Genomic DNA, 23442 nt, shown 5'->3' with positions numbered 1-23442 from the left:
TGAAAAAATTCAGTCTCTTTTATCATTAATGCCGTTGTCTACGATATAGTGTACCAAAGATTCCAGCAAATACGATTGCTATCATCCCCGCCAACAAGGTTTCTGCATCAGATGGATTTTCACTAGTCTGTGGCAATTGATCCTTCTGATTAGCACTCCGAACTGATTTAGATACAGAGTTAGTTGAAGCATTGTTTAAACTGTCTGCATTATTTAAGTTAGTAATCGTTGAGTGACTACCGCTCTGCTTACTTGAACGACTTGTACCATTAAGACTAGTAACTTGATCATTCGTATCATCATTATTACTAGTATTAGTATCGTCGTTAGTAGCATTACTATCAGAGCTATCATCATTAGTAGCACTATCGGTACTGCTAGTAGCAGTATTATCGCCATTAGAATTAGTAGTATCGGTAGTACCACCATTAGTAGTTACCGAACTACCTGATTCATCATTACTAGTAGTACTGGTAGCATTAGATGTGCTACTTGTTGACGTTACATTTGAAGCTGAAGTCGTACTACTAGTGGCAACACTGCTGCCGCTAGCCTGCGTTGTCGTAGCACTAGTTGATGTCGTTGTACTAGTCGTCGTTGCAGTGCTTGTACTTGTTGTAGCAGTATTTGTCGTTGTACTTGTAGCATTATTTGTGTTAGTAGCATTCGTGCTATTATTAGCATTTGCGTCGTTGAACTTAACTGAAATGGCAGCAGAAGCAGCACTATTATTGCCCACTGATGCGTTAAATCTAGCTTGATTTAAAATTTGGCTAATAATATAGTTCCAGTCATTATCACTAGATACATAACTAGCAGCTACGCCCATTCGGTTCAATAAGTCTTGTTGACTAACTGAACTAGCGTCAATTGACCAGCTATTATCACTATACTTAGTATCACCGCTTACACTGGTGGTTCCATCGCTAACGTAACCCAGGAATTTATCACCTTGGTATACAGCCGTTCTAGTGAACCGCACTGGCACGGTGATCGTACCTGTTGACACATTACTTGAATTCATTACGTTAACATTTTGATTAACCGTCATCACCAAATTAGATCTACTGAATCCCGCTGGTAAATTCGTAGAATTGTAATTATAAAGTGCGTAAGCGTTATTCGTGTTATTTGAACTAGCCTTAGTATAGTAATCAATCAACGTCTGAGTTCCAGAGTTAACATTAACTGATACGGCTGGATAATTAGTCGTTCCCGCAACGTATCCATCAATTACTGGCGCGGTAACTGCGGCAAATTGGGGATTCCCATTATTAGCAACTTTCCAATCACTATATGTCACGGTGTTGGCTGCTAAATCATAGCTAGCTACTCGATTATAAGTAAACGTTTGAACGGATGGCTTAGTCAATGGTTGGTTAGTGCTACCATCCACAAAATTAATCGTCCGACTAACAGTCATTTGTAAATCTGATGGATTAATGTTACTTGGCAAATTAGTATCACTAGCACTATATTGCTTAATTACATGGGTAAATTTATAGGTATAGTCATTATTGCCATTATTGATGGTAATTATAGTGCCACTAGGTACACTTTGACTAGCTGAAGCTAGTTGATAACCCTTAGCCTGCAACGAGTTAATTGCTGATTGAATATCATAATTAACTTGATCACCCACTTGACCACTAAACGTTTCACCACCAAGTGAACTATTTTTATTATCAGCATCAAGAAAGCTGATGCTCCCACTTTGCGTGCTAACATTCTTAGTCAAATAAACATTAATTGCTGGATTAGTGTAGTTATCAAATACTGCTCCGCTGACCTGGACCGTATTATTGCTAATGCTTAACGTCCCGCCAATCGTTGTATTAGCAGTAGCTACGTTGTACCCAGATGGCGCTGAAACTGATAGTTGGTAACTACTACCAGGATAGATATTATCACCAGTAATCCATTGGCTAACCGATACTGCACTGCTAGTTGAACTATCTAAGTAGTTAACTTTAACCGGAGTTAGGTTCTTAGCTGTCACACCAACGGCATTATAATGATCAACATCACCCTTGTAATCTGGATTACTAATAATGTCATACGTCCACCAAATTTGATCATTTGCAGTGTACGTATTGTTAGCTGCGGAATCAAACGGACCACTTTGAATGGTCAATAGTGCATATGAAGTTACCGCACTATTGTTAACCTCGCTAATCCCCGCTGGAGTACTACTAGTGGATGCCACATTCGGCGTCAAACTACTATAAGCTGATGCGTCAACAGCTGAAGATTGAACCGTTCCATCAGCAGCTTTATAGTATTGAACTAAGTTTTTAATTCCAGTTAATGGAGCCACCCCACTACTATTTACATATTGAACTACATATGGTGCGCCAAAGTTACCGTAGTTGCTCAAGCTGACGTTTCCATGATAGGTGGCATTACTAGCACCAGAAATACTGAAACCAATTGAAGCTGCACTATTAGTACCACTATCAATTGTAGTAACACTGAGTTGATTTGCAGTTGGTTGCGTAGCAGTTAAACTGATATTAGTCGCAGAAGAACTAGATTGAGTCGTGCCCATCCGATTTTCAATATTGCCAGTAGTATTATCACTGACATCTGCACTAGCGGTAGCAGAGCTACCTACTGATGACGCAGATGCAGAATTATTGCTGCTATCACTGCTACTACTTGCAGCGCTAGCGACTGTTGAATCGGTATTGCTGGTGGTACTAGCCACCGTACTGGAAGCTGATTCACTACTTGCAGTACTGGAGGCACTCGCATTAACTGTAGTCGCGGACGCACTACTATTGGTACTTGCTACCGCACTCGTAGCTGCCGAACTACTAGTACTACCAGCACTAGATTGGACGGTATCAGCTTTGGCTTCAATTTCGCTATGATTTAATAACTGTGGTGCTGCATCCACTGCTAATAGTGAAAGGGCCGCAGTTCCAACAATAATCCATTGTTTCTTTACTTTATGTAATACTTTCTTTTCGTTTAACTTACGATATTTGATTTTATTAATCATAATTCATCACAAACCTTTCTAGATAATTGTAAACAAATAGTCGCAATTTGTGCAATAAAAAAGACTCAATCATTGAGTCTTTTCATCTAGTCTTGATATTGTGATATTTCAACTAAGTTGTAGTCAGGATCTCGCACGTAAACCGATTCAATTGCACCCATTGCTCCATGCTTAGGTTCCGGTCCTTCCACGATTGGGACTTGTTTTTCTTTTAAGGTCGCAACCACATCCGCAATGGAATCCTTGGTAATTAAACAAAAATCACCAGACCCAGGAGTTGGGAATTCAGCCTTCGGATTAAATTCATGGCCTAGTTGATGTAAGTTAATCTTCATATTGCCAAAGCGGAGTGCTTTTCGCGTTCCGTTTTCAAAGTCAATAACTTCCATCCCTAAAACATCATGATAAAACGCACAACTGGCTTCAATGTCATGAACTGTAAGTACAAAATGATCAACATGATCAATCTTAAACATCAAATCACCTCATTTAAATAATGTCTAATGGTTTCTTACTAGTTGGCTTTGGAAATGCTTGATCTAATAACATTAAATCATCATTAGTTAACTCAATATTCGCTGCATCAATATTTTCTTGCATGTGCTTTTGACTATTGGTTTGTGGAATTGCCAACGTATGACCATCTCTAATGACCCATGCTAACATAATTTGATATTCAGTTGCATTATGACGACTAGCAATTTCAGTTAGCGTATCATTTTGAATGATTGCGCCCCCGCGAGTATCGGCTTGATCAACTGGTGCATATGCAATCAATGGAATATCATGTTCGCGTTGCCATGGCAATAAGTCATAATCAATGCCACGAGAGCCAATATTATATAGATCTTCGTTGGCCATTACATTCAATCCATTTGGCACTGATAATAATTCTAGCATGTCGGAAATGTCGAAGTTAGAAACACCCCAATGCTTAATCTTGCCAGTGTCTTGTAAGGCTTGCATGTTCGCAACGACTTCGTTCAATGGGGTGCCACCTGGCCAGTGATATAAGTATAAGTCTAGATAATCAGTTCCTAGTCGTTTCAAACTGTTATCAAGTGCTTTTTCCATTTGTTTCCGTTCAGCGTGAAATGGGTAAAATTTAGAAATTAAAAATAATTTTTCACGTGGAAAGCCCTTAATGGCATCCCCAATAATCCGTTCAGAATCACCTTCACCGTATTGTTCAGCAGTGTCGATTGCTGTTGCTCCATGGTTAATTCCATATTGAATCGTGGCTTTTTGTTCATCATAGGTCGCTTTATCGCTTCCCATATGCCAAGTGCCCATTCCAATCGCTGGAATTTCAACACCTTTAAAATTGATTATCTTCATTATTAATTCCCCCTTTAGAATAAAAAAAGGAACAACCAATCCGGTCATTCCTTGGATCAACATCAATGACCATTACATCATATCTGCGTTAATCAAGCTACTATTCACCCTTATCGAACTTAAGTGTTCCATAGAGTGCTTCACCGTATTGCGTCAACATCAAGTTGTTATTGTCAGCCTTTTGTTCAAAGTCTGGCACAACATATCCGTATTCTTCAACGTTAACGGCGAAATTAAAAATCCCCTTAGGATGGGTACAATCCAACTTTACTAATTCAGCAACATAGTCTTCACGATTAATTTCATCTTCGTATTCAGCGTGAATTGACTTAGCTAGGTTAATGAATTCTTCATTTGCTAATGTTACTGAAATCCGACTATCAAGATTTGGTTTTTGTTGGTTGTAAAGTTTATCCATAAATTCTGTTTCAATTTTTTCAACTAATTTTTCTTTATACATCATTAATCATTCCTTTGCATATTATCTATTATAACAAGGAACTGAAGTGAATATATGAAATTTGCTCAAGCTTAACATTTAAATAAAAAATACCCTAACAATAGTGAATAAATTCATTATTGTTAAGGTATTTTTATTATTATTCTAGTTTTCGATTAACATTAAAATTTTGTTTTCAGCAACTTTTAAGTTCTTTTCAGCCTTAGTTAAGGCTGCCTTAGCTTTATTTAATTTAGCTTTATTCTTAGCAGTATTGCTCTTCTTTAATTTTGCATCAGCTTTTTTAACTTCTTTTTGTTTTGCGTCAACAACTTTTTTAGCCTTCTTAATCGCAGCTTCGTCACGAACCTTTTTCACATCAGTACTGCTTTCATGATTTTGACTACTAGTACTAGTTTGATTTTGAGTAGCAGTAGTATCGGCATTAACTGCACTAGTAAAAATGGCTCCTGAAACAACTACAGTAGCGGCAACAACAAATAAATTATTTTTCTTCATAAGATTTCTCTCCTTCTGTTTTGAACAAAAATAATCATACCATGTGTATTAAAATATTTCATACGTTTTTTTTGCTAATATTATATTTTTAATACTTAACATCATTAAATAAGAATCATTAATGTTAAACGGCTAATTTCATCATTTAGCGTAAAAAAAGACACCTATGATGTGCACCCCAAAAGTTGTACATTATTATATTGTTTTTCCTAGGCGGAAAGTTTCCGGTATTGAACCGGTGACTTTCCGCCTAGTTTTGTTTTAATACGATGATTATTGTAATAATCAATCCATATTTTCATTGACGACATTAAATCTTCTTTAAAGTCATAATTACAGTCCATGATTTCAGCTTTCATAATATGGAAAAATGATTCCATAGGTGAGTTATCTATACAATTCCCCTTACGGGACATACTTTGAAATATCTTATTCTTCTTAAGCTCTTTTTGCCAGATATGACTTTGATACTGAGCTCCCTGATCACTATGAATTGTCGTTCTGTATGGTAAATCCTTAACTAATTGAATAACTTCTTTCAACGGTTTCATAACACAGTTCATATTTGGATGGCTGCTAATGTTATAGGATATTATTTCACCAGAAAATAAATCCATAATAGGTGAAAGATAAATACGATGATTAATATCACAATTTCCATATCTGAATTCACTGATATCAGTACAGAGCTTTTGATATGGTCTGTCAGTATTAAATCTTCGATTTAATTGATTTGATTTAAGTTTTCCAACCTGACCACGATAGGAATTATACTTACGTGTTTTTCTTGAATATGATGAAGATAGTAAATTATTCTTTTTCATTATCTTTAATACTAGTTTGTGGTTAACACGGTATCCACGATTAGTTAATTCTAAACACACTCTTCTATATCCGTAGGATTTATTTTTATCTTTAATATCCTTGATAATTTTAGCGATTTCAGCGTGCTTATCAGGCTTATTTTGGATTGATCTAATATAATAATAAGTACTTCTAGATATCCTTAATGCCTTTAGTATTAATGTTTTAGTGGTATGGTATTTCAGCCTTAGTTCGTCGATTATTTTAATAATTACTTCTGGTCTTCTTCGTCGTCTAAGGCCCTCAATTTTTTTAAGAAGTCATTCTCTATTCTCAACATTAAATTTTCTTCTTCAATCTTCTTCAATTTTTCTTTATCGGTATTAGTATTGTTTGATTCGGCTTTGTTAGTTTTCCTTTTTGTCATGGCTTTTCTTTCCCTTCGGGACAATAAACCATCAATACCTTTTTGCTCTAGTCGTTTTTCCCAAGTCCAGATAGTTGATGGAGAAGGAATATTAAAATGATAAGCTGCCTCTGGATAAGATGATTTAGTCGTTTTCATCCAGTTTAATATATATTGTTTCTCTTTGGTAGAGTATTCGATTATATTCTTTCTTTTTTTAAGACCATTTAGTCCATGTTTTTTGTAACTCTTAACCCAACATAAAACAGTATTTCTACTTTTAACTCCAAAGTTTCTAGCCACCATTTGCGATCCCATACCGTTTAGGTATGCGTTAATTACATTTAATTTATCTTCTACTTTATATTTAGACACAAAAAAACACCCCAAAGTTTTGTACAAACTTTGGGGTGCAGTGCACTAAAACTAGGTGTCCGAGAATAATTATTCTAAATTAGCATGATTAGCCTGCATTTGTTGTTCGGTCACATTGTAACGTTTCATATATGAAAGCGTAAATGCATCCCCAAACAGCCACACTGATTGTTCAAATAGTGAACCCATTGGCTGGATCGTGGTAACTTCATTGGCAAACTTGCCCTTACCAGGAAGCTGGGTAACATGATCAACTTGTTGCGCCAGTTCAGCAGTGGGCGTTGCGGTCAACAACCATACGTTGCCCCCTAATTCACGGGCTTTGTTCACTAGGGCGACGATCGAAGGCGTGGTAGCTGAACCGGTAGCGACGATTAATAAATCATCGTTGGTAAAAGCCGGGGCAGTCGTTTCACCCACTACACTAACTGCATTGCCAAGTTGTTCCATTCGCATTGCAAAGGCCTTAATCGCTAGTCCTGATCGACCAGCACCAGCAACAAAGACCCGCTTAGCTGCATGTACCATTGCTAAAGCTTCATCAGTCACTACCACATTCGCAGCACTGAGTTCACCAGTTACCGTTTGCCAAGCCTTACTATCCAATCTTATTCACCCTTTTCGATCATTGCTTTAATTTCACGAGCGGCCTTAGTTGGATCATCAACCGTAGCGATTCCACCACCAACAATTAATAAGTCTGGCTTTTCAGCAATAATTTCTTCGGCAGTGTCGACCTTGATTCCACCAGCAACAGCAGTCTTGGTGTTCTTAACGTTAGCCTTAATGGTGTTGAACGTTTCAAATGGAGTTTGACCCAATGCTTGTAAGTCATATCCAGTATGCGTTGCAATGTAGTCAGCGCCCATTGCATCAATTTCACGGGCCCGCTTAGCAACATCTTGAATCCCAATCATATCAACTAGTAGTTCCTTACCATCCTTGTGGGCTTCAGCTACCGCATCCTTGATGGATTGGTCTTCAGCGGCTGCTAAGATCGTGGTAATGTCGGCACCATATTTAAAGGCTTGGCTTACTTCATATGAAGCCACGTCCATGATCTTTACATCGGCTAATAAAGTAATGTCTGGGAACGTGTCACGAATCTTCTTAAGGCCTTCTAGCCCAAAGTTGATTACTAGTGGTGTTCCGTATTCAAAAATATCAACGCTATCCTTGGTCTTTTTGATCAATTCAATTGCGCCATCTACATCTTCTAAATCAATTGCTAATTGTAACTTCATTTGATAATTCCTCCGTTTGATTAAGTGTTTAACAGTATCCTATCAGACCAATTTGATACTAACAATTAGTTACTTAAAGGTAACTACCTATACATTCGGATGAAAATTGCGGGTTTGATAAATTGGATCGATCTTTAATTGTTCAATTCGTTGTTCGCCCCAGTCATACATCATCGTTAGAATCGGAATTAAACTCTGCCCCACTGAGGTTAATTTATAACTAGCTCGTTTGACCTTACCTTCATTGTAATCATGTTTTTCAATGATGCTATCGCTAATTAGTTCGTTCAACTGATTGGTAAGGACCTTGCGACTAACGTTTGGGATCAAGCGGGTAAATTGGTTAAAGTGAATTTCATCCCCATGCCGTAATTCCCATAGGATATACATTTTATGCTTACCGCTAAACATTGAAAGCGTTAGTTCCTTAGCACAATCAAAGTTGCCGGATTGGATTTTATTTCGAACGTCTTTTCTAATATCACTTTCCATTTTAAATCACTCCTGTCGTTACATTGTACGCTAAATTAATTTAAGGTTCTAAATCTTTGCACCAAATCAACGTTTAATTATAAGATTAAATCAGATTAGTTTTTATAGGAGGATCAACATGGCAGAAAGTCAATACATCGTAGTACACAATGCCCACCAGAACAACTTAAAGGACATTAGTTTAAAAATTCATAAGCACGCCATTACCGTCTTTACCGGTTTATCTGGTTCTGGAAAATCATCCCTGGTTTTCGATACCATCGCCGCAAATTCCAGACGGGAATTAAATGAAACGTTCCCTAGTTTCACTCAACAATACTTACCCAAATATGGGCAACCAGAAGTGGATCGCATCGACAACCTCCCTGTTGCAATCGTGATCCAACAAAAAAAGATTGGTAAGAACCCCCGTTCAACCCTTGCTACCTACACGGGAATCTATTCGCTAATGCGACTACTGTTCTCACGGGCTGGTAAACCATGGGTCGGATATTCAGACACCTTTTCGTTCAACCTACCTCAAGGAATGTGTCCTAACTGTCAAGGATTAGGATACGTTGATGATATCGATCCTGATAAAATCTTAGATTACAATAAATCACTAAACGAAGGTGCCATTACATTTGTTAGTTTTGGTCCCCACACGTGGCGGTGGAATCGCTATGCCCATACTGGATTATTTGATAACGATAAACCAATTAAGGACTATACCAAAGAAGAACTGGATACTTTGTTGTATGCACCACAACAGAAGTTAACGAACGCTCCTAAGGAATGGCGGAAGAGTATTTTATACGAAGGGCTTATTCCTAGAATCAAGCGTTCCATTATTAACAGTGCGGAAGGAAAACACCACCAAAAAGCCATTAATGAAATTGTTAATCACCATGCTTGTCCAGTTTGTCACGGAACTAAGCTTCGTCAACCAGTCTTAAAATGTAAAATCAACGACAAAAACATTGCCGACGTCCTCCAAATGGATTTGATCCATGGATTGGAATTTCTACAATCCATCAAGACTCCATTGGTCCAAGGAATCATTCGTGAACTATCCACCAAGATTTCTTCATTGATCGACTTAGGCCTGGGTTACCTAACCCTTGATCGGAATACGGAAACGCTCTCTGGTGGGGAAACTCAACGGATTAAAATTGCCAAGTTCATGAACAGTTCGTTAGTCGACATGGTATACATCCTAGATGAACCCAGTGTTGGACTGCATCCAAAGGACATTCAATTAATTAAAAAGGCCCTCACCAAACTACGCGATAATGGAAATACGGTCTTAATCGTGGAACACAATCCCGAATTGATTCCGATTGCACAATACGTAGTTGAAATTGGCCCTAAAGCTGGTGCCGAAGGTGGTCGGGTCACGTTTAACGGCACCTACGAAGAATTATTACAATCAGATACCCTTACTGGCAAGTGCCTCCGCGCTAAATTACAATTCAATGACCACCCCCGTCAATACACGCAAACATTAGACCTAAACCATGTGACCGTCCACAACTTAAAGGACGTTAGCGTAAAAATTCCGTTGGGAGTGGAAACCGTTATTTCTGGAGTCGCTGGTTCTGGAAAGAGTTCTTTGATGCAAGCCATCAAGGATCAGTTAACTGAACCATACATTGATCTATCACAAGATGCCGTAGGAGCTAACATTCGGGCAACTCCAGCGACCTACTTAGATATTTTAGATCAAATCCGAAAATTATTTGGTGATGCTAATCACGTTTCAAGAACGCTCTTTAGCTATAACGGTAAGGGAAAATGTCCGGTATGTAAGGGTAAGGGCGTCGTAATTACCAACATGGCGTTCATGGACCCCGTTATTCAAACCTGTGAAGCATGTAATGGAAAGCGTTATAACGACGAAGCATTACAATACAAGTATCAAGGTAAAGACATTAGCGAAGTCTTGAACATGTCAATTGCCCAAGCCATCCCATTCTTCGCAGCTACTGACAAAATTGAACAACCATTACTCAATATGCAACGGGTAGGATTAGACTATCTATCACTAGGTCAATCATTAGATACCCTATCCGGTGGGGAACTTCAACGTTTGAAGTTAGCCTTACAATTAAATCAGTCCGGTAAAATCTACCTATTAGATGAACCCACTGCGGGGCTTCACATGTTCAACGTGGGAACGATCATTAAGTTATTTAAACAATTAGTCGCTGCCAATAACACTTTAATTATTGTGGAACACAACATTGAAGTAATTAGTTCTGCCGATTGGTTAATCGATGTGGGCCCTAAAGCCGGGCGTTACGGCGGTAAAATTTTATACTCAGGTCGCCCAATCGATTCGCTAAAATCTAAAAAATCGGTTACGGGACAGGCAATGTTGGAGTATAATGAACGGCGCAGCTAATTTTTGGCGTAATTTATAATAGATTGAAGGACAACATTTTGGATATTTTAATCGGATTAATCCCCGCTTTACTATGGGGAATTACACCGCTATGGGTGCATTTCTTAGGTGGTAAACCCATTCAACAACTATTAGGGACCACTTATGGAGCCCTTGTCGTCGGCATCTTAATTTGGTTGATCAAAAAGCCCACTGTTACTACTGAAGACTTCTTTTGGTGCTTTATTGGTGGAATGGGTTGGTCATTAGGACAATTAACCCAATATAATGCTTTTAAGAAATTAGGGGTCTCCACTACCACCCCCATCACCACTGGATTACAACTAGTCGGGGTCAATATTATTGGGGTATTGTTCTTTGGCAGTTGGCAAAGTGGAATTGCAAAGGGAATCGGTTTTTCAGCCGTCATCTTAGTAGCAATTGGGGTCTTTTTAACTACTAGAACTGGTGACAATAATAATAATAACTCGATCAACAAACGCGAGTTTACTAAGAACATCATTCAATTGATCGTGGGATCTGGAATCGGTTATACAGCATGTTCCACCCTTCCTAAAATCACCGGTGCGGATGGTTGGACAACATTTCCACCACAATCAATCGGAATGTTTGCTGCAGCAGTTATCTTTTCCCTCCTAATTAAGAGTTATCGGGATCAAAAGCCCCTTTTCAAAAAAGAAACTTTTAAGAATATGTTTACTGGTTTTAACTCAGGAATTGGAACTACCGGATACTTAATTTCAATTACATTAAATGGGGTCTCCACTGGTTTTACCCTTTCTCAAATGTGCGTCGTTGTATCTACATTTGGCGGCTTAGTCATTTTAAGAGAACGCAAAAGTGGTAAATCATTAATTTTTACCATTTGTGGAGTTGCATTGGTCTTAGTTGGTGGCATTATGACTAGCTTCATTAGATAGATGCAAAATTAAATAAATATCACGAAAAAGACCATCGAATCTAGATTCGGTGGTCTTTTTAAATTAAATAATTAATTGATAAGCATACCCAGTGTATTCTGGTTGCTTAATAATCCCATGCTTAGTGAAACCAGTAGTTTCAATTGTATGTTGCATAATCTTATTATCCACATGGGTGTCAATTCGAATGTCATGTAAATCATGGGCTTTGGCTAGGGTGATGATATCACTCATTAAGTAACTTGATAACTTTCGACCGCGGAATTTATCGGAAACCGCAATCATATGGATCGTCATATGTTGGTCCCCATAGCGGGTGTCTAACGTTGATTCAGTCAGATAATCATAATTAACATCGTGGCCTAATTTAATGTAAGCAGTCCCCGAAACCTGACCATCAGTTACTAAAACATAGTACATATCCTGTTTGATCAAATCGGTAATTACCTTTTTATTTGGATAATCAGGTGTTTGCCATTGATCAATATTTTGCTCACTTAGGAATTCCCGTGCTGATTGCACGATTTCCCAAATTGCATCAAAATCATCCATATTAGCTCTTCTTAAATAAGTAAGCGCCACTTTAATCACCCCTACTGAATTAATAATAACTTATCTATTAAAACACCAGAGAGGCCTATTTGCAATCAAAGCGGCTTCTAATCTAACTTAGCCTGCTTGCTGACCTTAGTTAAGAAATAAAACGGAGCTGCAATCACTAAGAAGCCAATCGCTAATAATAATTGGTCATGCTTAGCGTTAATCAATAACCAAACCGAAACTAACGTGGCAATGATTGGAATAATGATTCCAAATGGAACCTTAAAGGCATTGGGATCATCATCAATCGTCTTTCTAAACCGAATTACAGCTAAACACGTTGGGATGTATTGAACAAACCGCGCAACTGAGGCAATTTGGGCTAACACCACGAACGTTCCCGAGTATGAGATTAACATTACTAAACAAGTTGAAATAATAATTGCAATGTATGGTGCATCCCGACGGTTCGTCTTCTTAATGAAGTTAGGCATCATTTGATGGTTAGCTAATGCGACTCCGGCCCGTGGCGTTACAAATGATGACCCGACTACGATTGCTCCCATCGATAGGATTGACCCTAAGACAATGATCCACTTACCAGTTGGTCCAGCAATCGCTGCAAAAACGGCTTGCAGTGGCACTGGGGTTTTAGATAGTTCTGGTCCTAAGACCCCAATGGAAACGGTAAAGATTAAAACATAAATCGTTGTAACTGCAATCAAGACCACCAACAATGCCAGTGGTAAGTTTCGCTTGGTGTTTTTCATTTCACCAGCCACCACTACCAGGCCTTCAAAACCAACGAACACATAGAACAACGTTACGGCTGCCGTTGAGAAGTTACTCATGTGGGCTAATTCCGGTGGAAAGAATGGTTGAAAATTGGTTGGCTTAAGGAAAAAGAGCCCCACTACAACTAACAATAGGAGTGGTAATAACTTAGAAACCGTTAGCAAGTTATTCACCACTTTAGAAATTCGAATCCCCATCACATTGATCGTAATTAGGGCCAGACCAATAAACGTAATCAACGTATATTTAGGCCCCGGTTGTTGTAGCTGTGGAAAGACCCCACTTAATGCGGTAATTAATCCGGCATAAATCGTTGCCTCGGCAACAATCCGCGTTGCCCACGTGGCGATACCCACTTCATACCCCCAGAAGTTGCCAAAGGCCTTGCGGGTATAAACATAGGCCCCACCATTTTCATTAAAGTGACTCGCACATTCAGCAAAACATAGACCAATCATAAAGATTAGCAGGGCATCAAAAATTAAGACTAAGATGCTGGCGGGACCAAATAATTTAACCCCACTACCAGGAATCAAGAAGATTCCAGAACCGATGATGATGTTAATACCCATCAACACGATACTCCAAAAACCTAATTTGGTACTCTTTTCCATAAGCGAAACCTACTTTCTTTTAATTTCTCCAAATTATACATTAAAATTAAATTAAAGACAATACCATTTTTATCATAAAACACTTAATGTACGATATATAGGTAAGTGTATGGGTATACCAATCAATTATAATATTACTGCTAGGCCAATTTAGTTCAATTTACGCTTAAACCCACTCCCTATAATTTAATCTTAGATTAGCAATTGATTATCTTTAAATTTAACAGTATGATAAAAGTACATTCTAATTAAAAAGAAGGCATTGTACTTATGAAATCAAAATGGAATTTAAAGACCATTATCTTAATGACTTTAACCGCGTTAATTTGTGGAGTCATTTACTGGCTAATTAGTTTCTTATATACCATCTGCGCAGCAATTTTAACGCCAATTGGACTCGCTCCCATGGCCAACGACCTAACTCAAGGTCCCTGGATCTTAGCTGGGACCTTAATTGGATGCTTATTCCAAATGCCTGGATCTGCATTCTTCGGTCAAATGCTGTCATCAATTATTGAAACCTTCATTGGTGATAAGGGTGGTATTATGGATGCCGTTAGTGGAATTTTTGATGGGGTTGGAACTGAACTGGGGTTCTTATTGACTGGCTATCGTAAATATAACCACTTTACGTTAGCCTTAACTAGTTTATTAACCACCATCACCACCTTTGGTTATAGTTGGTTGTTTGATGGGTATCGTTATCTCACGTTCTGGTTATTAGTCGTACTTTTCATCGTCCGCTTTATTTCGATTTTCGTAGTTAGTGACTTTTTGACTTTAGGAATCATTAAGTTATTAAAGCGTAGCGGAGCTTTAAACCTCATCCAATCTAAATAAACTAAAAAATGTCACGACTTTCTAGCCGTGGCATTTTATTAATTCCAATTGCCCATTCGTTCTACCTTCATGTAAAATAATGGATAAAGGAGTGTTGATTTTTGAAACATAAACAGTTAAATTTTAACGACCCAACCGAATTCAACATTATCGTCAAACAAATTCGTAAACAAATTAAGAGTGAATATGAAACATTAAGTGCCACCTACTTTACTGATCGCAAGGCTGGTGATATCGAACTTAAGGTGTTTAATGACATTTCAAGTGACTTTGCGTTTAATGAAGTGCTCCATATTACTAGTGAAAAGGGCTTCATGGTGTTAAATGATGGTGGGGATGCCTACAAAGTGGTTAATGATATTTACAAGGACAAACATGGTAATGATATTGACCCCATTATTTTAACTCGATTATACAAAGATACGGTTAAACAATACCAGCGGCAAAGTAACGTCGAACCAATCATTAGTTACGATGCCACGATTCCAGTGATCTTAATGCCATTTAAAATGGTTTCTGAAATCAAACCCGTATTGGATCAAATGAACATGTTATACTTCTTACTTTCGCGTAACACCAATCAACTCTAAAAAAAGCGTGAGCCGCCTAAACGGTTCACGCTTTTAATTTATACCAAATTTATACTGAACGAATCACCTTAATAACACCATAGAACATAAAGAAGAAGGCAACCCAGAATAAGGTTAATGAAATGGCTAGGTATGGTTTAAATAATACGATCACACCGATAACCACCCCTAATGCTCCTAAACAAAGGTTAATCCAATAGGCGCCTCGATGATCTGAAAACGCCTTTTGATTCAACCATAACTCTAAAATTGAATTATAGATAATAAATACCGCCAATAAGAACCAGATAAAAACGGCCCCAACGACTGGCATAAAGAACATAACGATTCCTAAGAAGAAGTCATAACCAGCTCCTACATATAACCAGGTCTTATTATAGGTCCGAATTGATTTGATATCCGACCAACGTGAAATTCCATCAATAATTAGTAATACTGCTATCATATAAATCAATGAAACAAAAGAACTCAATGGGTTCTTAACAATAATTAACGCTAAAATAATGGATAGAATCCCCACCAGTAGTGAAAATGGGTTAAATTCTCTTCTTGATCCAAACATATTGATTCCTTCTCTCTAATTAAATTAAAAAACCCGTCTGAATTACATCCAGATAGGGTTATTAGTTATTATTTTGAAGATTGGTTATCACTTTCATCGTCATCTTCAATATCAGCGTTACCAGTTAATTTTTCCGCAATTAAATCAGCGATATTATCAGCATCGATTCTATCACCAGTTAAAACAAAATAGTCATCGATGAACTTAGCATTTAATTGGTCCATCGAATCGTTTAAACTTTCTAATTCATCGTTATCTTGAAAATTACTCATTAATTGAATATTTTTAGCATAGTAGTCCTTAAACAAGTCTAAAACTTGTGCATCCATTTATTAACACCTCGCAAATTCTTGTTATTCTCTTTGTTATTATAGCATTATTATTCTAAATAATTAAACCGATTATTATTAGTATTAGCAATCTCTTTACCATTGTGGTCTAAAATGATGATATTGGTCTTAACATGGTGCAGGAATGCAATCCGCTTTAGACCACTCCAAATGGTAAATGCGTTGTGTTGATTTTCACGCCGGTTGCCCATCGTTAAATCACTAGAAACCTTAGCCACCGTCTTAGTGCCATTATATGTGACTTTTTCCACAACGTGTGAAGATTGACTAGGCACCCGACTAATTTGTTTAGCATAGCCTTTTTTATCGGTTCCCTTTTTAGCTAACATCTGTTCTTGGCGTCGGTTTTCCATATCCCGATGCTTACGATCACGTTCTTCAAATTGTTGTTCGCTATGATCAGCCTTCCGTTGGCTTTCACTCGATGCCTTGGCAGAAGCCTGTTCAGAGCTAGTTAACTTAGAACTACTTTCACTAGTAACAGAGCTACTGTTACTGCTACTACTATTACTCATTGATGACTGGCTGCTACTAGATTGACTAGTCGTTGCTTGATTAGTTGATTGATGATTACTAGAAGCACTAACGCCCCAGAAACTACCAACAGCTAGGATCGCCATGACCAGCGCTGATAATCCCCACTTTTTGCTAGATTGATTCTTGATTCGAATTCCTTGAATCAATGCAGCTAGTAGCGTAATCACAAATAAAACTAAAAAAACAGTCAATAAGACTTTAAAAGTGATATTCATTGCAATTTTTCTCCTTTAATTGTTACTGCAATCAGTTTAACATATTTGACGATAATAGAAATAATCAACATAATCAACTATTATCACCATAAAGTTACCAACATTTAATAAGTTTGCAATTATATTATTATATACTAAATTTTATTTTTAGAAGGAAGGCTTTATTATCAACCGTAAATTAGCACTTTTGATGGCATCGAGTCTATTTATGCAGATTATGGACTCAACCATCGTTACCACGGCGCTGCCTAAAATGAGTCAGGACTTAGCAGTTAGTTCTGCTACCATTTCATTAGTAGTCAGCGTTTACTTAATCACCATGGCCATCTTCATCCCACTTAGTGGCTGGATTGCCAATCGATACGGTCAAAAGACGACCTGGATGATTGCGGTATTACTATTTACCATTAGTTCGTTTACGAACGCAATCGCCCCTAGTTTTGCATTAGTTTTAATTAGTAGATTTTGTCAAGGAATTGCCGCATCATTGATGGTGCCCACATCCCGACTAATCGTCTTACAACGCGCCCCTGCTGATAAATTACTAGAAGTTACGACCTATCTAATCTGGCCCGCATTAATTGCACCATCAATTGCTCCTGTAATTGGTGGATTCATTGTTAATTACTTATCATGGCGCTGGATTTTCTTAATCAACCTGCCAATCGGAATTATCAGCATCCTCTTTGGAATTAAATTAATTCCCCATAGTCAAACACATCCCGAATCACGGTTTGATTTAATCGGCTTTATTGAAATTGCCATCGCATCAGGACTCGTATTGATTGGAGCCGAACTAGCTAGTCGCGGTCAACAAGAATGGGGCCATGCAGCAATTCTTGTTGTTATTGGCTTAGCTGCAGCGGTCTTAACTGGCCATCATTTAGCAACGGCCAGTCATCCGTTATTTTCAGTTAAATCGCTTCGAATTACATCGTTTCGGATTTTTCAAACGGGAGGATCATTTCTATGGCTATCACTAGGATCAATGCCATACTTATTAACTATCTACTTGCAAACGATTTTACATTATTCACCAATTAAAGCCTCGTTTTACGTGATCTTCATCTTTATTGGGAATATCGTTGCTAAAACGTTTGCTAATCAATTAGTTAAAAAGATGCATTTTAAACCCGCGATTTTAATGTCAGTCATCATTATTTTATTATCATCCCTTGGTTTCGCTTTCGTTCGAGCCAATTCAACCGCCGTCTTAGTCATGATTCTCGGCTTTATCAACGGAGTTGGCCGGTCACTAGCATTAACAGCCTACAACGCCCTTTCGTTCGCTGACATTGACTTTGCTGATCGCAATAGCGCTAATACGATGAACGCCGTTTCACAAACCCTATCCCAGGGACTCGGGATTTCATTAATTACAGTGGTCGTCAGTATGATTGGTACCATTACTAATCAGGCGACGGCCTATGAATTTGGTTTCGTATTCTTAGCAGCATTAATGTTATACCCACTAGTTGAAACATTACTAGTGCCTAAGAATATCGGAGACAACGCAATTTAAACCAAAAAGCTTGGTGCTAGGTTAAACGCCTAATGCCAAGCTTATTTAATATCTAGTAATTGACTAGTCTGATCTAATAGATAGTCCGGATGAACATTGATTAATGCCTGTTTATCATGAGCGCCCCAAAGGACACCTGCGGTATGCACACCCGCATTTTTACCCATTTCTAGATCAAAAGTGGCATCACCAATCATGATCGTTTCGTTCTTATCTAGATGATGGTCTGCAACGATTTTTAATACCGTATCTGGTTCTGGTTTGGCCTTTTCAACCTGGTCAAAACCAACGATTTCATCAAAATAATCATAGATGCCCAGGGCCTTCGTATTCCGGGTAACAACCTCAGTCCGGTTACTAGTGGCAATAAATAATTGCTTACCAGCTTGGTGGAGGGTAGTTAATGCATCTTTAATCCCGGGAAATAGTTTTAAATTACCCGGTTCTAATTTTTCATATTCATGCACAAACACAGTTAATAACTTTTGGATTTGTTCATTGGTAGCGTTATCGGGAGCCATCTTTGGAAATGACTGTTCAATCGGAATTCCCGTGTAATAACTAACGGTTTCAGGAGTAGGTTTTTCCCAACCCATCTTTTCAAATGCTGCTTGGGTCGATAAGACGTTGACACGCCCTGAATCAATCAGGGTTAAATCAAAATCAAAAATATAGTTTTGCAAGTGGTTCACTTCCTTTTCACGTTAAATCAAAAAATAACTATTATATTATAGCAACTTGTGATTACAAAAACAAAAGAGCCGCATGATAGCGACTCTTCATTGTTATTAATTTTAAATTGCAGTCTAACCCTTACCTTCTTCAAATTCTGGGTAAAGAGTCATTCCACCATCAACATAAATGGTATCACCAGTTACATAGCCAGATTCAGTAGAAGCTAACCAAGCAACGGTTGCAGAAACTTCTTCTGGTTTTCCGATTCGATCCATTGGAACCATTTCCTTAGTATCAGCTAATTGGTCTGGGTCAGAGAATTTCTTAGCATTAATTGGAGTGTTAATAGCACCTGGTGAAACTGAATTAACCCGAATGCCGCGTTTAGCGTATTCAAGGGCAATCGTTTCACTAAACATCTTTACTCCACCCTTAGAAGCAGCGTAGTGTGAGAATGTTGGCCAAGGAATTTGATCATGAACAGAGGACATGTTAATGATGTTACCTGGGCGGTCCTTTTTAATCCAGTAACGAAGTGCTGCACGTGCACCAAGGAAGGTCCCAGTCAAGTTAACCTTGATAACCTTGTTCCAATCGGCAAGGGACATTTCATGGGTGTGCACTTGATTTTCCATTCCAGCGTTATTGATCCAAAGATCTAAATCACCAAAATTATCAATGGCAACATCTAATAGGTGTTGAACGTCATTTTCATCACCAACGTTAGCTTGGGTCGCAACCGCATCGCCACCCTTATCCTTGATCATCTTAACGGTGTCTTCAGCGCCCTTAGCGTCAGAATTATAGTTAATTACTAGTTTCATGTGTTCTTTAGCAAGTCGTTCTGCAATTGCCTTACCGATTCCCTTAGAACCACCAGTAATTACAGCCACCTTACCCTTTAAATCATTATACATCAGCTTCACGAACCTTTCGATTTAATGTCTGTAATTTAATTATCTCACATTGATTTTAAGAATATCAAATTATAAGCATTATCCATCCAATAATTCCTAAACTCACTAATAAAATAACGTTAACAATCGTGAACTGCTTGATAAATGCACCAACGTGTTGCTTATCAAATTGCGCAAATTGCTTTAGCGCCAATAAGTTAGCTAATGAAGCTACCAGCGTTCCTAGTCCACCAATGTTTACGCCTAATAAGATTGCATTAGCATCATGACTAAATTTGGATAATAACACCGCCGCTGGCACATTACTGATCACTTGACTGGTTACAATACTGGTCAAATACGTTCCCGTTCGCCCTTGCATTAACCCTTCTAGCGTATGGGTAACGAATCCATTGCGGCTTAAAATCCCGGTAATCAAGAAGAAACAAGCAAATGTTAATAATAATGAGTAGTCAATTGACAGTAGCGTCCGGCGATTAATTATTAGGGTCATTAAGATGGTAATTAAAACCACCCACCCAATTGGTAATAAATCAAACACGCCCGCTAACACAATCAATGCTAAGCCAATCGTTAACCACAACGGCCAACCACTTGGTAACGACGCCGATTGTGCATCAGCCGTAAACGTTCGTCGATCAATCAATTGAGTCATTAAAAATAGGGCTCCTAAGCTAATCATGCCCATCGGCACGGTAACAACAAAGAACGTACTTGGAACGTAGTGGTATGCATTAAACAAGAATAGATTTTGGGGATTACCGAATGGAGTCACCATGCTCCCTAAATTAGCGGCAATTGTAATTAATGTGGTGGGTAATAACCGTGGCATCTGATATCTTTGTGCAGTAAATAAGTATAGCGGCACGATTGAAATAATCGCCACATCATTGGTCATCACCATCGCACTAATAAATGAAATCAACACCATCAACTGAACGAACTGACGCCGATTATGAATTAACATAATTAACTTCTCACTAATGATCGTCAATAAATTAAAATGATTTAATAATCCAACTACTGCCATTAATGAGAATAAAGCTCCAATCGTAGTCCAATTTAGGTCTGCAAAAGATGGCGTTCCAATTAAACCAACTAAAAGCAGAACAATAAATGAAATTATTAATAACTTATCAGTAAATATTTTTTTGATTTGATTTAACAAAATATAAATTTTCCTTTCAAAATGATTGAATTAGTGATAATCTTTTCATATTCTTTAAATATCGGTCCATATTAATTTGACATGTGTGTCGGGACCAAATAACCAAACTTTTTATGGAGGCTTAGTCATGAAGGCTAACTTAAATAAACTTACCATGGCGGGTGTTTTAATCGCCATCGGAATTGTTTACGGTGATATTGGTACATCACCACTATATGTAATGAATGCCATTATTGGTGATCAAGGTCATATTTCTAATACCACCCCTGATTATATCATTGGATCTATTTCTTTGATATTCTGGACTTTAATGATAATCACAACGATTAAATACGTTGTGATCACAATGCGCGCGGATAACAACCACGAAGGTGGGATTTTTGCCCTTTACGCATTGGTCCGCAAACGTGCTAAATGGTTAGTTTGGCCGGCATTGATTGGTGGGGCAGCCTTATTAGCCGATGGGAGTTTAACCCCTGCAGTTACGGTTACCTCCTCAATCGAAGGGCTAAAGAACCAAACCATTGCTGGTTTGCACTTTAGTAATTCTCAATCAGACGTATTAGTAATTACCACGTGTGTGTTACTAGGATTATTCTTAATTCAACGTTTTGGAACCGGAACGATTGGGAAATCATTTGGACCCATCATGGTCGTTTGGTTCGGTTTCTTAGGGGTTGTTGGGGTCATTAACTTGCTCCAATACCCAGCAATTATCAAAGCCATTAACCCATACTATGCATTTGAAGTATTATTTAGCCCTAGCAATAAAGTCGGGATCTTTATTCTAGGTAGTATTTTCCTTGCCACAACGGGGGCCGAAGCGCTTTATTCCGATATGGGACACGTTGGGAAGAAAAATATCTACTTCACATGGCCATTAGTTTACCTATCATTAATGTTAAACTACTTTGGTCAAGGGGCATGGGTAATCAACCATGCTAAAGATGCTGCATACGCAACTGGTAGCGTGAATCCATTTTATTCCATGTTATCAAGTGAAGTGCGGCCATTTGCTATCATTATTGCTACGTTAGCTGCCATCATTGCTTCTCAAGCATTGATCACTGGGTCATATACGTTAGTTGATGAAGCAATTGGGCTACGGTTCTTACCACGGTTTATTATCAAACACCCTAGTAACGTCCGGAGTCAAATTTACATTGCCACCGTTAACTGGTTACTTTGTGCTGTAACGCTATTCGTCGTTTGGTACTTCGGTAGTTCCGAACACATGGAAGCAGCATATGGATTAGCAATTACGATTACGATGCTTTCAACGACAATTCTGTTGTTCGAATTCTTGGCATCGAAGATTAAACGGGTATTTGCATACACGATTGCATCCTTCTTTGCAATCATTGAATTTATCTTCTTCATCGCTAGTTTGGTGAAGTTCGTCAAAGGTGGGTATGTAACCTTCTTAATCATGATGGCTATCCTATACGTCATGATTATCTGGTTCTTCGGAAACAAGCGGCGTGATCATTACGAACGTGAAAGTGAATACGTCTCCCTTAATGACTACAAGGGTCAACTAAGTGCTTTAAGTAAGGACAACACCATTCCTTACTACACTTCCAACTTAGTATACATGACCAAAATTAAAAAGGATTACCAAATCAAGCGGAATACAATATATTCTATCTTAGATAAGGAACCTAAGCGGGCCAAGGTTTATTGGTTCGTAACGGTGAATGAAACTAGTTCACCATACGAAAGTAACTATACCGTTGATATGTTGGACACTGATAACGTAGTGGACGTTCAACTCTACTTAGGATTCAGAAAACCACAAACGGTAAGTATTTATCTCCACCAAATCGTGAATAATTTGATTGAACAAGGCATTATTGAAAAGCAAGTTCAACATTACTCCACGATTAAGAACCGGACCGTTGGGGACTTTAAGTTCATCATCATTAATGAACGGCCATCCGATTTAGCATTGAACACTGAAATCACTGAATTGGATAAGCAATTGATTTCTGGAAGAATCTTCCTCCAAAACATCACTGCTTCCCCAGTTTCTTGGTACGGATTGGAATTCAGTAATACCGTTCAAGAAACATCTCCATTATTCTTTAATATGCAACATGATCAATACTTGGTTCAAAAACGAATCTTACACCCAATTCATTCACGGGCCACTAAGAACATTCGTTAAACCCGAAAAGCTGTAACTAGCGATGC

General features: G+C 38.2%; 24 protein-coding genes. 6 read left to right on the top strand and 18 right to left on the bottom strand.

The genetic code is table 11. The features are described from left to right. Positions 1-25: 25 nt before the first annotated feature. From R4146_RS03910 to R4146_RS03865, 10 genes are all read right to left on the bottom strand, one after another. A complete protein-coding gene (locus tag R4146_RS03910; protein ID WP_339960128.1) occupies positions 26-3004 on the bottom strand; it encodes a mucin-binding protein in 2979 nt (992 codons plus the stop codon). Between the two features lie 86 nt (positions 3005-3090). Then, positions 3091-3480, bottom strand: a complete 390-nt coding sequence (locus R4146_RS03905) for a VOC family protein (protein WP_339960127.1) — start codon at positions 3478-3480, stop codon at positions 3091-3093. Between the two features lie 13 nt (positions 3481-3493). Further along, positions 3494-4342 (bottom strand): aldo/keto reductase, encoded by an 849-nt coding sequence (locus tag R4146_RS03900; RefSeq protein ID WP_339960126.1) that lies wholly within the window; start codon positions 4340-4342, stop codon positions 3494-3496. Positions 4343-4442: 100 nt separating this feature from the next. Continuing rightward, complete coding sequence (locus R4146_RS03895; protein ID WP_339960125.1) at positions 4443-4802, bottom strand: hypothetical protein; 360 nt, start codon at positions 4800-4802, stop codon at positions 4443-4445. 144 nt (positions 4803-4946) lie between these two features. Continuing rightward, on the bottom strand, positions 4947-5300 hold the full coding sequence (locus R4146_RS03890; RefSeq protein ID WP_339960124.1) for a hypothetical protein: 354 nt from the start codon (positions 5298-5300) through the stop codon (positions 4947-4949). A 209-nt stretch (positions 5301-5509) separates the two neighbouring features. Further along, positions 5510-6364, bottom strand: a complete 855-nt coding sequence (locus R4146_RS03885; RefSeq protein WP_339960627.1) for an IS3 family transposase — start codon at positions 6362-6364, stop codon at positions 5510-5512. Positions 6365-6375: 11 nt separating this feature from the next. Next, on the bottom strand, positions 6376-6885 hold the full coding sequence (locus R4146_RS03880; RefSeq protein ID WP_339959675.1) for a helix-turn-helix domain-containing protein: 510 nt from the start codon (positions 6883-6885) through the stop codon (positions 6376-6378). A 69-nt stretch (positions 6886-6954) separates the two neighbouring features. Beyond that, complete coding sequence (gene hxlB, locus R4146_RS03875) at positions 6955-7491, bottom strand: 6-phospho-3-hexuloisomerase (protein ID WP_339960123.1); 537 nt, start codon at positions 7489-7491, stop codon at positions 6955-6957. 2 nt (positions 7492-7493) lie between these two features. Then, positions 7494-8129 (bottom strand): 3-hexulose-6-phosphate synthase, encoded by a 636-nt coding sequence (gene hxlA, locus R4146_RS03870; RefSeq protein ID WP_339960122.1) that lies wholly within the window; start codon positions 8127-8129, stop codon positions 7494-7496. 87 nt (positions 8130-8216) lie between these two features. Next, the gene (locus R4146_RS03865; protein ID WP_339960121.1) at positions 8217-8621 is read right to left on the bottom strand and encodes a winged helix-turn-helix transcriptional regulator; all 405 of its coding nucleotides are present in this window, start codon (positions 8619-8621) and stop codon (positions 8217-8219) included. A gap of 118 nt (positions 8622-8739) precedes the next feature. On the opposite strand from R4146_RS03865, the gene R4146_RS03860 reads away from it, so the two are divergent. Continuing rightward, positions 8740-11004: an ATP-binding cassette domain-containing protein gene (locus R4146_RS03860; RefSeq protein WP_339960120.1), complete on the top strand. Its 2265-nt coding sequence runs from the start codon at positions 8740-8742 to the stop codon at positions 11002-11004. A 38-nt stretch (positions 11005-11042) separates the two neighbouring features. After that, a complete protein-coding gene (locus R4146_RS03855; RefSeq protein WP_339960119.1) occupies positions 11043-11924 on the top strand; it encodes a GRP family sugar transporter in 882 nt (293 codons plus the stop codon). A 63-nt stretch (positions 11925-11987) separates the two neighbouring features. On the opposite strand, the gene R4146_RS03850 is transcribed toward R4146_RS03855, so the two are convergent. Next, positions 11988-12506 (bottom strand): GNAT family N-acetyltransferase, encoded by a 519-nt coding sequence (locus R4146_RS03850; protein WP_339960118.1) that lies wholly within the window; start codon positions 12504-12506, stop codon positions 11988-11990. A gap of 77 nt (positions 12507-12583) precedes the next feature. Further along, positions 12584-13873: an APC family permease gene (locus R4146_RS03845; protein ID WP_339960117.1), complete on the bottom strand. Its 1290-nt coding sequence runs from the start codon at positions 13871-13873 to the stop codon at positions 12584-12586. A gap of 270 nt (positions 13874-14143) precedes the next feature. Here R4146_RS03845 and R4146_RS03840 point away from each other — a divergent pair, with 270 nt between their 5' ends. Both R4146_RS03840 and R4146_RS03835 read left to right on the top strand, forming a co-directional pair. Further along, the gene (locus R4146_RS03840; protein WP_339960116.1) at positions 14144-14713 is read left to right on the top strand and encodes an ECF transporter S component; all 570 of its coding nucleotides are present in this window, start codon (positions 14144-14146) and stop codon (positions 14711-14713) included. A gap of 101 nt (positions 14714-14814) precedes the next feature. After that, complete coding sequence (locus R4146_RS03835) at positions 14815-15303, top strand: hypothetical protein (protein WP_339960115.1); 489 nt, start codon at positions 14815-14817, stop codon at positions 15301-15303. A gap of 49 nt (positions 15304-15352) precedes the next feature. On the opposite strand, the gene R4146_RS03830 is transcribed toward R4146_RS03835, so the two are convergent. The 3 genes from R4146_RS03830 to R4146_RS03820 form a co-directional block, all read right to left on the bottom strand. Then, positions 15353-15865, bottom strand: coding sequence for an HdeD family acid-resistance protein (locus R4146_RS03830; protein WP_339960114.1), 513 nt, complete (start codon positions 15863-15865; stop codon positions 15353-15355). A 68-nt stretch (positions 15866-15933) separates the two neighbouring features. After that, a complete protein-coding gene (locus tag R4146_RS03825) occupies positions 15934-16194 on the bottom strand; it encodes a hypothetical protein (RefSeq protein ID WP_339960113.1) in 261 nt (86 codons plus the stop codon). Between the two features lie 50 nt (positions 16195-16244). Further along, positions 16245-16967: a hypothetical protein gene (locus tag R4146_RS03820; protein ID WP_339960112.1), complete on the bottom strand. Its 723-nt coding sequence runs from the start codon at positions 16965-16967 to the stop codon at positions 16245-16247. A gap of 190 nt (positions 16968-17157) precedes the next feature. Between R4146_RS03820 and R4146_RS03815 the strand changes: the two genes are divergently transcribed. Beyond that, on the top strand, positions 17158-18489 hold the full coding sequence (locus tag R4146_RS03815) for an MFS transporter (RefSeq protein WP_339960111.1): 1332 nt from the start codon (positions 17158-17160) through the stop codon (positions 18487-18489). Positions 18490-18530: 41 nt separating this feature from the next. On the opposite strand, the gene R4146_RS03810 is transcribed toward R4146_RS03815, so the two are convergent. The 3 genes from R4146_RS03810 to R4146_RS03800 all read right to left on the bottom strand — a co-directional run bounded on the left by R4146_RS03810 (position 18531) and on the right by R4146_RS03800 (position 21249). Continuing rightward, a complete protein-coding gene (locus R4146_RS03810; protein ID WP_339960110.1) occupies positions 18531-19172 on the bottom strand; it encodes an HAD family hydrolase in 642 nt (213 codons plus the stop codon). A 123-nt stretch (positions 19173-19295) separates the two neighbouring features. After that, positions 19296-20081 (bottom strand): glucose-1-dehydrogenase, encoded by a 786-nt coding sequence (locus tag R4146_RS03805; protein WP_339960109.1) that lies wholly within the window; start codon positions 20079-20081, stop codon positions 19296-19298. Between the two features lie 64 nt (positions 20082-20145). Further along, positions 20146-21249, bottom strand: coding sequence for an SLC13 family permease (locus R4146_RS03800; RefSeq protein WP_339960108.1), 1104 nt, complete (start codon positions 21247-21249; stop codon positions 20146-20148). A 127-nt stretch (positions 21250-21376) separates the two neighbouring features. Between R4146_RS03800 and R4146_RS03795 the strand changes: the two genes are divergently transcribed. Next, complete coding sequence (locus R4146_RS03795; protein WP_339960107.1) at positions 21377-23416, top strand: KUP/HAK/KT family potassium transporter; 2040 nt, start codon at positions 21377-21379, stop codon at positions 23414-23416. The last annotated feature ends 26 nt before the right edge of the window (positions 23417-23442 follow it).

The organism is Nicoliella lavandulae (genome assembly GCF_037546185.1).
GTDB classification, from domain to species: domain Bacteria; phylum Bacillota; class Bacilli; order Lactobacillales; family Lactobacillaceae; genus Nicoliella; species Nicoliella lavandulae.
The sequence above is the reverse complement of the archived record's forward strand: the minus strand, read 5'-3'. Positions and strand labels throughout refer to the sequence as shown.

Coding starts and splice junctions, on each gene's coding strand:
- R4146_RS03910 (WP_339960128.1), bottom strand. CDS start 3,004: ATGATTAATAAAATCAAATATCGTAAGTTAAACGAAAAGAAAGTATTA.
- R4146_RS03900 (WP_339960126.1), bottom strand. CDS start 4,342: ATGAAGATAATCAATTTTAAAGGTGTTGAAATTCCAGCGATTGGAATG.
- R4146_RS03865 (WP_339960121.1), bottom strand. CDS start 8,621: ATGGAAAGTGATATTAGAAAAGACGTTCGAAATAAAATCCAATCCGGC.
- R4146_RS03845 (WP_339960117.1), bottom strand. CDS start 13,873: ATGGAAAAGAGTACCAAATTAGGTTTTTGGAGTATCGTGTTGATGGGT.
- R4146_RS03895 (WP_339960125.1), bottom strand. CDS start 4,802: ATGTATAAAGAAAAATTAGTTGAAAAAATTGAAACAGAATTTATGGAT.
- R4146_RS03805 (WP_339960109.1), bottom strand. CDS start 20,081: ATGTATAATGATTTAAAGGGTAAGGTGGCTGTAATTACTGGTGGTTCT.
- R4146_RS03820 (WP_339960112.1), bottom strand. CDS start 16,967: ATGAATATCACTTTTAAAGTCTTATTGACTGTTTTTTTAGTTTTATTT.
- R4146_RS03905 (WP_339960127.1), bottom strand. CDS start 3,480: ATGTTTAAGATTGATCATGTTGATCATTTTGTACTTACAGTTCATGAC.
- R4146_RS03815 (WP_339960111.1), top strand. CDS start 17,158: ATGGCATCGAGTCTATTTATGCAGATTATGGACTCAACCATCGTTACC.
- hxlA (WP_339960122.1), bottom strand. CDS start 8,129: ATGAAGTTACAATTAGCAATTGATTTAGAAGATGTAGATGGCGCAATT.
- R4146_RS03860 (WP_339960120.1), top strand. CDS start 8,740: ATGGCAGAAAGTCAATACATCGTAGTACACAATGCCCACCAGAACAAC.
- R4146_RS03890 (WP_339960124.1), bottom strand. CDS start 5,300: ATGAAGAAAAATAATTTATTTGTTGTTGCCGCTACTGTAGTTGTTTCA.
- R4146_RS03795 (WP_339960107.1), top strand. CDS start 21,377: ATGAAGGCTAACTTAAATAAACTTACCATGGCGGGTGTTTTAATCGCC.
- R4146_RS03830 (WP_339960114.1), bottom strand. CDS start 15,865: ATGTTTGGATCAAGAAGAGAATTTAACCCATTTTCACTACTGGTGGGG.
- R4146_RS03825 (WP_339960113.1), bottom strand. CDS start 16,194: ATGGATGCACAAGTTTTAGACTTGTTTAAGGACTACTATGCTAAAAAT.
- R4146_RS03840 (WP_339960116.1), top strand. CDS start 14,144: ATGAAATCAAAATGGAATTTAAAGACCATTATCTTAATGACTTTAACC.